The organism is Mesorhizobium sp. M5C.F.Cr.IN.023.01.1.1 (genome assembly GCF_003997585.1).
In the GTDB taxonomy this organism is placed as follows: Bacteria; Pseudomonadota; Alphaproteobacteria; order Rhizobiales; family Rhizobiaceae; genus Mesorhizobium; species Mesorhizobium wenxiniae.
The window spans coordinates 16,923-29,932 of sequence record NZ_RZSU01000083.1; the positions used below are offsets into that span (position 1 = coordinate 16,923).

At 58.8% G+C, this 13,010-nt stretch carries 12 protein-coding genes and 1 pseudogene; 9 read left to right on the forward strand and 4 right to left on the reverse strand.

What is annotated here, in order from left to right:
* Positions 1 to 21 precede the first annotated feature (21 nt).
* The 8 genes from EOA78_RS26240 (at position 22) to EOA78_RS26275 (ending at position 8,307) form a co-directional block, all read left to right on the forward strand.
* Complete coding sequence (locus EOA78_RS26240) at positions 22 to 996, forward strand: ABC transporter permease (RefSeq protein WP_127317645.1); 975 nt, start codon at positions 22 to 24, stop codon at positions 994 to 996.
* Complete coding sequence (locus tag EOA78_RS26245; RefSeq protein ID WP_127317646.1) at positions 993 to 1,925, forward strand: ABC transporter permease; 933 nt, start codon at positions 993 to 995, stop codon at positions 1,923 to 1,925. The genes EOA78_RS26240 and EOA78_RS26245 overlap by 4 nt, the downstream gene beginning before the upstream one ends.
* Entirely contained in the window at positions 1,922 to 2,929 is a 1,008-nt protein-coding gene (locus tag EOA78_RS26250; protein WP_127317647.1) for an ABC transporter ATP-binding protein, read from the forward strand. Before EOA78_RS26245 ends, EOA78_RS26250 begins: the two co-directional genes overlap by 4 nt.
* Positions 2,922 to 3,923, forward strand: a complete 1,002-nt coding sequence (locus EOA78_RS26255) for an ABC transporter ATP-binding protein (RefSeq protein ID WP_127317648.1) — start codon at positions 2,922 to 2,924, stop codon at positions 3,921 to 3,923. Before EOA78_RS26250 ends, EOA78_RS26255 begins: the two co-directional genes overlap by 8 nt.
* A 3-nt stretch (positions 3,924 to 3,926) precedes the next feature.
* Positions 3,927 to 4,154, forward strand: coding sequence for a hypothetical protein (locus tag EOA78_RS26260; RefSeq protein ID WP_127317649.1), 228 nt, complete (start codon positions 3,927 to 3,929; stop codon positions 4,152 to 4,154).
* Between the two features lie 148 nt (positions 4,155 to 4,302).
* A complete protein-coding gene (locus EOA78_RS26265; protein ID WP_127317650.1) occupies positions 4,303 to 5,334 on the forward strand; it encodes a succinylglutamate desuccinylase/aspartoacylase family protein in 1,032 nt (343 codons plus the stop codon).
* Positions 5,335 to 5,391: 57 nt separating this feature from the next.
* A complete protein-coding gene (locus EOA78_RS26270; RefSeq protein ID WP_127317651.1) occupies positions 5,392 to 6,540 on the forward strand; it encodes a Xaa-Pro peptidase family protein in 1,149 nt (382 codons plus the stop codon).
* A gap of 330 nt (positions 6,541 to 6,870) precedes the next feature.
* Positions 6,871 to 8,307, forward strand: a complete 1,437-nt coding sequence (locus tag EOA78_RS26275) for an amidase (RefSeq protein ID WP_127317652.1) — start codon at positions 6,871 to 6,873, stop codon at positions 8,305 to 8,307.
* Positions 8,308 to 8,551: 244 nt separating this feature from the next.
* On the opposite strand, the gene EOA78_RS26280 is transcribed toward EOA78_RS26275, so the two are convergent.
* The 3 genes and pseudogenes from EOA78_RS26280 to EOA78_RS26290 form a co-directional block, all read right to left on the reverse strand.
* The gene (locus EOA78_RS26280; protein ID WP_127317653.1) at positions 8,552 to 8,779 is read right to left on the reverse strand and encodes a hypothetical protein; all 228 of its coding nucleotides are present in this window, start codon (positions 8,777 to 8,779) and stop codon (positions 8,552 to 8,554) included.
* Positions 8,780 to 9,810: 1,031 nt separating this feature from the next.
* Positions 9,811 to 10,083: pseudogene (locus EOA78_RS36555) on the reverse strand (IS110 family transposase); the annotation flags it as partial.
* A gap of 184 nt (positions 10,084 to 10,267) precedes the next feature.
* Complete coding sequence (locus EOA78_RS26290) at positions 10,268 to 11,503, reverse strand: acetyl-CoA carboxylase biotin carboxylase subunit family protein (RefSeq protein WP_127317655.1); 1,236 nt, start codon at positions 11,501 to 11,503, stop codon at positions 10,268 to 10,270.
* A 603-nt stretch (positions 11,504 to 12,106) separates the two neighbouring features.
* On the opposite strand from EOA78_RS26290, the gene EOA78_RS26295 reads away from it, so the two are divergent.
* Positions 12,107 to 12,301 (forward strand): hypothetical protein, encoded by a 195-nt coding sequence (locus EOA78_RS26295; RefSeq protein WP_127317656.1) that lies wholly within the window; start codon positions 12,107 to 12,109, stop codon positions 12,299 to 12,301.
* A 144-nt stretch (positions 12,302 to 12,445) separates the two neighbouring features.
* On the opposite strand, the gene EOA78_RS26300 is transcribed toward EOA78_RS26295, so the two are convergent.
* Positions 12,446 to 12,940 carry a helix-turn-helix domain-containing protein gene (locus tag EOA78_RS26300; protein ID WP_127317657.1) on the reverse strand — a complete coding sequence of 165 codons (495 nt, stop codon included), beginning with the start codon at positions 12,938 to 12,940 and terminating at the stop codon, positions 12,446 to 12,448.
* Positions 12,941 to 13,010: the final 70 nt, after the last annotated feature.

A 13,010-nucleotide genomic window follows, 5' to 3' on the forward strand; every position in this document is an offset into this window, starting at 1 on the left:
TAGCTACGCAAGAGAAGCCAGATGAGTAGACACATGGGGCGCATCCTACTGAGGGCGGTCGTGACGCTTCTGATGGTGGCGGCCCTTAACTTCATCCTGTTCAGAGTGATACCGGGCGACCCCGCCAGGCTGCTGCTGGGCGGTGCGCGACATGCCGTGACGGCTAAGCAGATCGAGGAGCAGCGCCAGAACTGGGGCCTCGATCGGCCGCTATTCCCAGACCAGGTGGTTGGCTACTTGTCGACAACTCTACGTGGCGATTTCGGCTACAGCTTCAAGTTCAGGGGCAGGCATGTCGCTGACCTGATTTTGGAGCGCTTGCCGGCCACCGTTGCCCTGGTCGGTCTAGCCCAATTCATCGCCATCGTATGCGGGGTTATGCTTGGCCTATATGCGGGTTGGCGCAGGGGAGGAGCTGTCGACCATATCGTCACGGGAGCCTCTCTGGCGCTCTATTCTACGCCGTCTTTCTGGCTCGGCATGCTTCTGGTGGTGGTCTTCAGTACGGCGTTGGGCTGGCTTCCGGGCTATGGTGCATATTCACCTGGCGCTATCAGCGGTTCCCTTGATTGGTTCCTCGACTACCTGCGGCATCTCACGCTTCCGGTCACCGCGGTGGCGCTTGGGCTAATCGGTCAATACGTTGTAGTCGCACGTGCCGCAATGAGTGACGCAGTCACCGAGGATTACATGGTAACCGCACGGGCCAAAGGGCTGACCAACGGTCAAATGCTGATGCGTCATGCGTTTCGGAATGCAATGCTGCCGGTCGTGACCTTGATTGCCCTTAATCTTGGCTACGTGGTTGCCGGTGCCATTACCGTCGAAGCCGTATTCGCCTGGCCGGGCATCGGAGGGCTAACAGTGGAAGCGCTCAACGGACGGGACTATCCTGTCCTTCAGGGGATATTCTTGTTGCTTGGTGCCTCGATTGTTCTCGCAAACCTCGTAGCCGATCTCGCTTACGGCCTTCTTGATCCGAGGGTCTGGCAATGAGTGAAAGGATTATTCAGTATTCCCCGCGTGGCCGGGCGCGAGCGATCAAGGGCTTTCTACGCAAGTTTCTTGGCTATGGTGGGGCTCAGCTCGGCCTGTCGTGTCTCGTGTTCTTCCTTGTGCTGGCTGCGGTGCCCAATATCCTCGTGGGCCCACTTGAGACGGTAGCCACCGCAACGGGTGACTTCCTCGCTCCGCCTCAAAGCCAGCATCTTCTGGGGACGGACGAAGTCGGGCGCGACGTGCTCAATCTGGTCGTCCATGGTGCCCGGATTTCGCTTGTGATTGCGCTATTGGCGACTGTGATCAGCCTCGTCGTCGGGACTACGATCGGTATGACGGCTGGCTACTATGCTGGCAGGGTTGACGTCTGGCTGATGCGCTTGACGGACTTCTTTTTCGTCATGCCGTCCTTCGTGCTGGCGCTGGTCATCACACCCGTAGTTCTCGAGGTGATGGGGAGGGGCAGAGAGATCCTCGGCTTCCGTCCTTCTCTTTTCGTTATCCTTGTCGTTATCGGCATGACAAGCTGGGCGTTCGTTGCACGCATCGTCCGCAGTCAGACACTGTCGCTTAAGGAGCGAACATTCATTGATCGCGCACGCGTTGTGGGCAGCAGCAGTTTCAGCATCATGGTGCGGCACATCCTGCCCAATCTCGTGCCGCAAATAGCAGCGAATGGTGCGCTGGTCGTCGCCGGCGCAATCTATGTCGAGACGTCTCTCTCGTTCCTCGGGCTTGGCGATCCGTTGCAGCCTTCATGGGGCACTTTGCTGGCGCTGGCCCAGCGCGCCGGTGCGGCGAGCGCTGGAGCCTGGTGGTATCTCGGTGCCCCCGGAGTGTGCGTCCTCACGGTTTCCCTTAGCTTCGTCCTGATTGGCAATGCCCTCGACGATACGTTCAATCCACGGCGGAGGGTGATTCCATGACAAACTCCTCCCAGGAAAAACCTCCGCTTCTGGAAGTTAACTGCCTCTCTGTTGATTATGGGCTCAAGGGCGTTTCATTGCGAGCGATCGACGGCGTAACCTTCGCGCTCCGGGCCGGAGAGGCTGTAGGCCTCGTCGGAGAATCTGGCAGCGGGAAGACCACGACTACTATGGCGATTGCGGGTCTGCTATCACCCAACGCGCGGGTAAGCGAGGGCGAGGTACGCTATCGCGGAAAGCGACTGCCGATCGATGACGATGCGGCGATGCGGCCACATCGCTGGAGCGAAACATCCGTTGTCTTCCAGGGTGCGATGAATGCACTTAATCCTGTTCACCGCATCATCAAGCAGATCGCCGAGCCGTGCATGTTGAAGCTCGGCATGTCGCGTAGCGAGGCGACCGCGCGGGCAAGAGAGCTCCTCGAAATCGTCGGCATTCCGGCGGATCGCGGCGCCGCCTATCCTCACGAATTGTCTGGCGGAATGCGTCAAAGGGTGATGATTGCCATGGCGCTGGCATGTCGCCCCTCGATCATCATCGGCGATGAGCCGACCACGGCGCTGGATGTCATTACCCAGGCTCAGATCCTCAAACTGCTGGGTGAGTTGCGTTTGCAGCTCAACCTTGCCCTGATTTTGATCACCCACGATCTTTCTGTGGTGGCTGAGGCTTGTGATCGCGTCATGATCATGTACGCGGGCCGCATCGTCGAGGATGGCACTGTCGCCGAGATCTTCGCTCAGTCTAAGCACCCATACACCAGACTGCTGATCGACTCGATCCCGAACCCGGCGAACGGCAAAAAGATGATCCGGCCCATTCCCGGCGATCCCCCCAACTTGGTGAATCGACCGTGGGGGTGCGCTTTTCATCCGCGTTGCCCGTCGGCCATGGGGGTCTGCGCGACCGAAGTTCCCAGCCTCGATAAGTTCGGGCGAGGACGCGTAGCCTGTCACCTTCACCGGTCCTCGCAAGAAGACAAGGTTGCAGTCCATGCCTGACACCGCCGATATCCTGCGTCTTGAGAGCCTGCAGGTCCATTTTCCTATCCAAGGCGGGCTGTTCGACCGTGTCCTGGGCCGACCTGCTGGCGCCGTACGTGCGGTGGACGGCATCAACCTCAACATCGGACGGGGCGAGATCGTCGCCCTCGTAGGGGAATCGGGAAGCGGCAAGACGACGTTGGGCCGTGTCATCACCAAGCTTGCTCAGCCGACGGGCGGCAAGCTATTGTTCGAAGGCCGCGACATGACCGCGAAGCGCGGCTCGTCGGCATTGCGTCCTTACCGGCATCGCGTGCAGATGATCTTCCAGGACGCGTATCAAGCGCTCAATCCGCGACACACCGTGTTCGATATTGTGGCGGAGCCATTGCGGTCACTGCGGCTCGTTGAAAACAACACCCAACTTACTGAAAGAGTGAGCGAAGCCCTTGAGGCCGCAGGGCTCAATCCTCCCGATGCCTTCCTCGATCGCTTCCCGCACGAGCTGTCTGGCGGGCAGCGCCAGCGCGTCGTGATTGCCGGAGCGCTGGCCGTCAGGCCGGCGCTCATCGTTGCTGACGAACCTGTGTCGATGCTCGATGTCTCTATACGCGCACAGATCCTTCAGGTCTTGGTTGACCTACGCGACAAGCACAATATGGCGCTGCTGTTCATCACACACGACCTGCCGCTCGCGTGGTTGATCGCCGACCGAATTGCCGTCTTGTATCTTGGAAAATTGGTCGAGATCGCCAGCGCCGACGAGATCACGTTCAACCCTCGCCATCCCTATACCGTCGCCTTGCGTAACGCCACCCCGCAGATTGGCGGCAACGCGGGTCGCGCCGAGCTGCCGGCCCTGCAAGGCGAGGTTCCAAGTGCCGCGCGCGTGCCGAAGGGCTGTCGGTTCCATCCCCGTTGCCCGCTGGCTTTCGACCGTTGCAAAGCAGAGGAGCCGCCAGCCATCGAAGTGGGGCCGCAGCACATGTCTGCGTGCTGGCTGGGGAAGTGATTCATGAACGAGTTCACGAATATCGCGAAGCACACTGGACACGTCTTCGAGGGCGCGACGGAGCCGTCCGCTCGGCTAATTGCCACGGTACGCGTGATCTTCCTTTCCGCCAATGAGATCGGCACGGATGCCTTCACCCCTCTGATGCCGCTTCGTCCGGACGCTGATGACAGGGCTGCTGACCTGATGACGAACAGTGACCAACAAGTTCCGGCTCGACAATTCTTATGAGGCTGTCGCCGACGATTTCTCGTGCGACGGCCAATTGACGTCCTCGCCCTTAACTGCATTGGGCCACGGTTTTGACCCGCAAGGACCGGCATAGATCCGTCCGGCGGACTGTCCATCAGAAGCAATCCAACCAGGTACAGGAAACGTGATGCGCGATCTGAATGCCCTGCAAAGGCTCACCGGGATCGACCCCAATCTGCCTGGAAAAAAACGGAGCAGGATATCCGTCCCCGCTGATCAGGGGCGCACGGTCGACCTTCCCATCACCGTCGTCCGGCAAGGGCCAGGTCCGCTCGTGCTGTTTACCGGCGGAAGCCATGGAGACGAGTACGAGGGGCCAATCGCGCTACTCAAGCTGGAACGCGAACTCGAACCAACGGATTTGGTTCAGGGCGGCGTCATTATAATGCCCATCATCAATCCGCCGGCCGTGGATGCGGGCACACGGACATCGCCGCTCGACGGGAAGAATCTGAACCGTGTGTTTCCGGGCAAGGAGGACGGGTCCGTAACGGATCAGATAGCTTATCTCATCACCGAGGCGGTCCTGCCGCACGTCATTGCCGTTCTGGACCTTCATGCGGGCGGACGCTCAAACTCTGCGGTTCCAAGTGTCATGGCGCATACTTTCGAGGATGAGAGGCGTACGCGTGCGACAATTGACATGCTGCGGGCGTTTCGGGCGCCGATGGCGATTCTGATCAAGGAATACGACACCAATGGCGTGATCGACAAAGGCATGCTCGACACGACGGCCGAGGAGATGGGCCTTCTCTTCGGATGCGGCGAGCTCGGTGGCGTGGGCACGTCGACTCCCGAAACAATTGCTGTGGCTGAGACGGGTATTCGGAACATCATGAAGCATTTCGGCCTCATGCGCGGCCAGTTGGAAACCGCGGCTTGGCTTGGGAAGAAGCGCAGCAGGCTCGTCGAGGCACTAAGCTATCGGCACTACGGTTGGGCGACTTGCGACGGAATTTTTGAACCCTTTGTCGAAATCGAGGAGCCTGTAGAGGAGGGCCAACCCATCGGACAAATTCATCCGCTGGAGTGGGATAGCCGCGGGCCTTCGGTGCAGCATGCACCGGTTGCAGGACTGGTGTTTTGCCGCTGGGCGTTTGGGCGGATTCACCATGGGGACGACGTCGTGGTTATCGCGAATGAGTCACGGCGCGCCTGAGTTCGCCCACACAAGCCGCTTGCACGAGATGCTGATCAGGAAATGAGGAGATAAAGGATGGCTGCATTTGCACCGGGTGAATATCGGGATCGCGTAAAGAAAGTCAGTATCAAGATGCAGGAGAAGGGCATCGACACTCTGGTCGTTCTGAACGAAGCCCACATGTGTTATCTGACCGGATATGAAGGTTTTTCGGACTATGTGCCGCAGGCGGCAATTCTGCGCGCCGGCGACATTGATCCAATCCTCATTTTTCGGGAAATAGACATCCATTGCGCCTATCCCACCGTCTATCTCGACCAGAGCCGCATCGAATGGTACCCGGAAAGCTATATTGGCACTGCTGCTCGCTCTCCATGGGAGGTGATTGGGAACCGGATTCTCGCAGTCGCGCAGGGCGGTCGGATAGGCATCGAGCTGGGCGCCAAGGGTTTCTCGCATCGCGACTACGAATGCCTGACACATGCGCTTGGCGGCCGTAAGGTTGAAGACGCCACTCCGGTGATGCCGAACGTCACCATCAAGAAATCGGCCGCTGAGATTAAATATATTCAGGACGCAGCCCGCATCGTTGATCGGGCGCTGACCGCTGGTGCTGATAAGATCGCCGTTGGTGTCAGGGAGTGCGACGTCGCAGCGACGGCTATGGAGTGTTTGATAAGAGGGACTTCCGGGGTGGGCGGTGGGCCGGCTGAAGTCATAATGTCGGTGACGCCCTGGTCTCAGGCACCGCATCTCAGATGGACCGACCGGCCATACGAAAGGCAGCGGCAAACCAACTTGGAGATCGCTGCATTTGTTCACCGCTACTACTGCCCATTGTCGCGTACCGTGTACCTCGGCACACCTCCAGAGCGGTACAAGTATGTGCACGAGGCCGTGCTGGCGGGTTTCACCGCTTCACTCGCTGCGGTCAAGCCAGGCGCCCTTGCGAGCGATGTTTACCGTGCGTTCATAAAGGCGTTCAAGCCGAGTGGCATCCGCAAGGAGTCACGCATCGGGTATTCGCTCGGAATTGACGCCAGTGACGGCGCCTTCAGCCTTCAAGACGATGACAATACCGTTTTAGAAGCGGATTTCGTCTTCCACCTCCTCATCGGGGTCTGGGAACGTGAGGACTCTTACATTTTCAGTGAAGCCGTCCGCGTGACGCCCAGTGGTGCAGCGACCTTCACTGAGGTACCCCGTGACATGATGGTGCGCTGACAAATTTGCTTTCTTCAGGATGTTTTCGTCTACATTTCCGCTATCGAACGAGCGGCCCTCTCGACCTTCACTGAAGGGCCAGAAGCGGGTTCGTGGCCGTTTGGCCGTACCGCCGTGCCCGTGATTGATCCCGGGGACCGGCAGTTTGCACAACTTGAAGGCGAAGTGCCAAATCGCCCATTCGCCGCGATTGCTTGTTTTCGCTGAAATGCACCCACGTCACTAAAACGTCCGGTGAAGCCAGCGCTTGCCGTGTCTGAGGGACTGAGGACGGGCGTTGGTTTGCCTGCTTCAACTGATTACCCTTGCGGACTGACCAGGAGGTGCGAAATGCGTCTTGAAGAATATGTCGCCTACGACGCCACAGGACTCGGCGTGCTCGTGAAAGCTGGCCATGTTAGTCCGGCCGAGCTCGCTCGGCTCGCACGCGAGGCCTGCGCCCGTGTCAATCTTAAGATCAATGCCGTGATCGAATTTTACGACGACGCGGAAACCGTCGCTGGTGTAGATGGCGGCGTGTTCCAGGGGGTCCCTTTCCTTCGGAAAGACATCGGCGCGAGCGAGCGCGGTAGGCTCCAGGAACGCGGCAGCCGTCTATTCATTGGGTACCGCCCGGCGACAGAGAGCTACTTCTTCCAACGAGCGAGGGGAGGTGGCCTCCGGACACTGGGCCGGACGGCCACTCCTGAATTGGGCGTCGCGAGCGTCACGGAATCCGTTCTCAATGGCATCACCCGTAATCCCTGGAACCTCGAACTATCGCCTGGCGGCTCTTCGGGAGGCGCGGCGGCGGCGGTCGCTGCCGGCATCGTGCCCATTGCACATGGTGGAGATGGTGGCGGCTCGATCCGCATTCCGGCAACGTTCACGAATCTCGTGGGCCTCAATCCGTCAAGGGGCCGGATTTCCGGTGGTCCAAACGGGCAGGACGCCAGTTTCGGCCTCTCGCGCAATTTCGTCCTTTGTCGTTCAGTACGTGACATGGCAGCAGCCCTTGATGTGTTCTCCGCAACGTTCCCTGGCGACCCCTTCGCAATTCGCCAGGCGGATCGGCCTTATGTGGAGGAGCTGAAACGCTCCACGCAGAAACTGAGGATCGGTGTCGCACTTACCAAATGGGGAGATTGGAACATCGACCGTGATGTACTTCGCGCGGTCTCACGTTTGGCAGAAATCTTAAAAAGCATGGGGCACGACGTTTGGGAGATGGTGCCCCCATGTTCCGCGGCCGACTATGTGGAGGTTCTGCTCGGTCTGAAGTTCATTGACGTTCCAGGCCTTGAAACCGCTGCCGCCACACTGGGCCGCACGATTGGCCCGGACACGCTGGAGCCCGTGAATCTGGCGGCCTACTTGGCGGGAAAGGATCGACCTTTGTCGGACGCCGGAAAAATGTTCGAACTCATAAGGAAGCTCCGCGTAGACATCGCCGAAGCCACGGCCACATTCGATCTGCTGCTGACGCCGGTCATGCCGATGGTTTCAATGCCGCACGGCCTCTACTCTCCGAGCAATGACAGCTATTCGGTCCGTTCTTGGGTGGAGATGGATGCGGCGACCTGCATGTACCTCATCGCGTTCAACATTACCGGCCAGCCGTCCGTTTCCTTGCCCGTTTTTCAAAGCGAACAGGGCCTGCCCATAGGTGTTCACATCGTCAGTCGGTTCGGGGATGAGGCTACGCTGGTCCGCATCTCCCGCGACCTGGAGGAAGCGCTTCCGTGGGCGTCGCGGCGGCCGCCGGTCTTTGCAGGGAACCCCGAGTAACATCGACTGTGAACTGCAGACGGTCAAGCGGCGCCGAGGATGGTGAGCTTTGGAAGGTAGAAACTCCATCTTGCAAAAAATCGCTGATCTGTGTTCCAGATGGCAATCATGTTCAGATGTGGTCATCATCGCAAATGGGAGCGAACCCTCATGGCCCATCAGGCAAGACGATGGAGGGCGCGTCGAAAGACGTTGCTCCGCTTAGCAAACGCAGCGGCCCGGATCATGCCCCGCTGAGTAGATGCTATGGGGCGAGCGGCAAGGGTGTGGATCTTTCGGCAGGGCGGCGCGATCTGGCAGCGACGAGGATGTCGAGTCTGGCGTTGTGCCCGGTCATGTCGGGCGAGCGATAGAGCCCGTGCCGAACATGTGGAGCGTCCCACCGACCCGCAAGCATGGCGGCCATCGCCGAGTGCCGGAGCAGATTGGTGCCCTTCGAGGACAAGACGATGCCGGCCGCTCGAACGCTCATCCGCTCATCGGAAAACCTGGAACGGTGGATCCGGTGAGCGGTCGGAACCGTGCGTTCTCCGTGAGGAACAGCCGGTCGCAAGCCGCTCGAAGCCGGCGCTGCGTTTGCGGCCGAAGGCCCAGTCGACCCCGCCCTGGGCCCGGTCGACTCCCGAGACGGCCGGCTAAGATGGCCAGAACTACTGTGTTGGAACTCAAGCGCTCGGCCATGGTTTTCGGTCCCGGATGATGGCGTTGAGTATGGTCAACAGCTTTCGAGCTGTTGCAATGATGGCAATGATCTTCGGCTCGCCCTTGGCGACGAGCTTACATAGAAAGCCTTGAGCACGAGGCTATGCTTGGATGCCACCGGCGCATCCGTGGAAACGGCGGCGCGCATGCTTGCCGCGCCATTTTCCGGACTGATGCGTAACTGCGCTAGGCCGGCAAGCGATGTTCTTCGCCAATTCCGTCTATTTAAAGCCGAATATCTGGCTCTTTCACGATACTCATGAGCCCGTTCGAGGCGAGTCGCCCTTCGAACTCAAGGGAGCCGTTTATTTCGGAAACCCGAACGCAAGCGGAGGAGACGAGGCAGGCGAGATTCTTCCATACTCTTGAGCCGGCTTACGTTTCGAGTGTCAGGCCCATGGGACGGAAGCGGGACAGGCAAAACGCTTCGCGTGGTTCCGGAGGTCCGATGCGTTCTGGTCCGGTTGAACAGCTCTACCATCCTTACCAAGCCGTCCCGAGGCGGCACGCTAAGCGGCCAAAATGATCTGATGAACCTCGAATGCGGCTATTAATGAGATCCCCATGGGGAGGCACGAGGGACGACCGTCGTCATTCGATGTAACATGCTCTCGTGTTCAGCTGTGTCCAACCAAAGACGTCTATGTGCGAAACCCGGTACACTATTCAGCCGGCGCGGCGCCAAACACATGGCTGTCTCCCCTTGTTCGCACAATCTCGTCGGTGGCACGCCGATTGCAAGGGGCTCCGTGTAAGCGTGCGGGGCCCCTTTCGATTACCCTATGTAATTGAAAGGATCACCGCTAGCTTACGCGCGGTTGCGACGGCCGCGACATGCTGGCGCGCGTGCTGCCGCCCAAGCCGCTTCGACGAGCATGCTGCGGGCATGTTCACGTCCCTGCTTGGTGATCCGTCCACGATAGGCAGGACCTGGCCCGGATTGCCTGACGCTCGGATTCAGCCCGAGATAGCTGACGAGCTTTTGCGGCTCATCAAAACGGGTCACATCCGCGATCGCTGCCTTCATTGCCAGCGCGACGTCATGTCGACGCCGGGGATGGTCATCAGACGCCTCACGCCTTCATCTCCAAGAGCCGAGCTAACAAGATCGCGCTCGATAACCTGGAGGTCGTCGACCAGTCGATCGAACGATCGAACTCGCGCAAGTGCCGATCGATAGCGAGGCCTTGAGAACACGACCGACCGCTGCTCGGCGTTCGATCGCCGCACGAGTCGCCACGGCGGTCGCAGATTGTTCCTAATCGGCAAGTATCGGGAACGGTGTGATCGACCAATCGATTAAGTCGACGGCATGTTGAAGCATCGCCTGGGTCTCAGCCAAGCTAGGTGAAACGGCGGTGACATATCCGAGGTAGTCTCGGTAATCGCCTTTCCTGATGATCGGCGTCTTGGCTTTAACATACAACTTGACTTCGGCCACACCTGGTACAGCAGCTGACCGACTGTCGCCACCGATCCAATCGAGGGTGCCATCACGATCAGGAACCAGGATCCGCGCAGCCGCTATGTGCGAATGCCTTCGGCGCAAGTCCCATTCGTCTCCGATGACAAGTTTGATGTGCTCGGTGACGAGATCGACATCGTAAGCCAGCTTGACCAATTGTGGATCGGGGGCGCCGGCAAGACGCGGATTGACTTCAATGACGACTGGCCCACGCTTCGTCCACCGGAATTCAATGTTGGTTGGCCCCCACCCAAGATCGAGAGCTCGCAAACAGTTCAGCGAAACATCGGCGATGCGCTCATGCTCGTCATCATTCAGAGGAGCCGGGAAGGTCGTCTCTCGAAAGAGGAAATGCGGTGGCGGGCCAAACTCAGAAGCGGTAACTCCTATGACCTCATTTCCCATCATCTCGGCGCAATAATAGGGGCCTTGTGCGAATTCTTCGATCAACATCCTAGGCGGAGACCGCCACACGTGCTGTTCGCCCGAGAGATAGGTCGCATGTTGTGCTAACTCGTCGATGTTGCGGCACAATCGGACACCGCAGCTGCCGCTGCCTACGGCTGGCTTAAGAATTACAGGCAGGCCGATCTCCGCGGCTGACCTTTCTACGTCCGTCGCAGTCGCTGCCACGCGGTAAGCAGGTATAGGAACGCCGGCCTCGCGGAGGAGCTGACGTTGAGCGAATTTGTCGTTGCATCGTTCAATTGATGCGGGGTTAGGCCCCGGTACATCGAAGTAGCGGCAGAGCTTACCGACCGTCGCATAGACCGACTCGTCGAGGAGTGCAAAGCCAGTAATGCCAGCAATGTCATAGGTCTCACGCAGCCGGGAACATTCGCGGATCAGCGCATCGAGATTGCCTGTATCGACACGGACTGTCTCTATGCTCTCTGCCACAAGATAGTCGTAACTAGCTGGATCAGCCGAGAGGGTAATTGGATGAAGGCCAAGACGCTGGGCCGTTTGGATGTATAGCAGACCATTACCCTTATGACCTTCAACGAGGACAAGCGCTCTTCTCGCCATTGCGTTTGACTCCGAAATTGTGTGCTGTGGGTCGTCCTGACCGTACCAAGCATTTGCTGTGCCAACGGGCAAAATCATCTAAAAACAACAGGATGCCTCCCATAGTGTGATATCGCGTGACTTACACCGTCGTACATGATGATGATGTGAATGTGCGGATACCGACGTGATGCTGGCCGTCCTTCCGATCAAAATCCGGCCACCGTTCGGATTTGAAACCGTGCGCGATTTCATCAAAGACAAGGATGGGGCGAAGATGGACGCCCTTGTTGTGAGGATCGACGTTTCGCAGGAGAGGCTTGAAGCCGAGGTGAGCAAGTCGTCGTGTCGCGCTTGCGCCGAGCCTTGTGGCGTTGGATGGAACCGGCCGCTTGTGGAGGGCCGAATCGGCGGTTTGCGCCGCAGGCTTGCCAATACCATTGGTCAAGCCGGACTAGGTGCGCTCCTTTGCCGATGCACTCGGCAAGCGCGCCAAGACGAACCCGATGGCACGGCGGTTGCCTGCGTCGCCCCAGCAACCGGCGTCGATGCTCGGCGCTGCCCCGACGACCAGGTCAGGCGGTTGGGCCGAGCTGGGTGGCAAGACGCCGGCAGATCAGGGCCATGATCGTGGGCAAGGAGGCAGGCGTGAAGCGTGCTCTCATCCGCCAACTCAAAATGAGGATCGCGCGCATGCTCATCGTCAGGGCGGGTGGTGTCGAAGTACAGCTGATCGTGATCATTGATCTCCGGCTCGAGTTGGACCGTATATTCGAGTTGCTGGCGAAACGGCGTGATTGCATAGCTAAGATACTTTGATGGAATCGCAAGTGGCGCACAAGCGGCCGGGAAATCGCTTCATTCACGACAAGGAGTGTTGGCCAAGAAGAATATCGCGGTTCGCGATATAGGACTTCGACCATTCTGGGACAAGCTGCGTTTCAAGGCGTGGAGTACTTTGCTTTAGGAAACTTGGTCTTTCGAAGTTAATGAGGCTGTGGCGGCGTCGGCCGCCTTCTGCTGTGCGACCATGCGCTTAACCAGGGCGAGGAGATCGCGTGTCGTGTCGTGCGGCAAAGCGGCCACAAGTTTTGCCAGTTGAAGACGGTCCTCGGCTTCCTCCGGCGTCCGGCCCCAAAGATGAGGAGCAGCCGCAAAAAGCATTTCGATGGGCATGAAGCCGAGGATTTCACAGAGATGGATCATACGAGTAACGTGCATTTTCGAGAAAGCACGTTCGTATCGACCATAAACCGGTACTGATAGACCAAGCAAAGGTGAGAGATCCGCGCGCGTCAGACCTTCATCCTCGCGAGCCTTGCGCAGGAAAGCGGCAATCTTCTCGTCCATTTCGCCCAAGGTCGTGATGCCGTCAAAGCCCGGACGTCGATAAATTGGCTTATCAATCTCCGGGTCGGTCGTTTCCACCAACCCCTTTGCACTTTTATAGGTACTCATATCCCGAGTCACAGACCCAACCCCCCTAAATGAAAACCCGCCCACGGGGCGGTACTATGCACCAAATTGA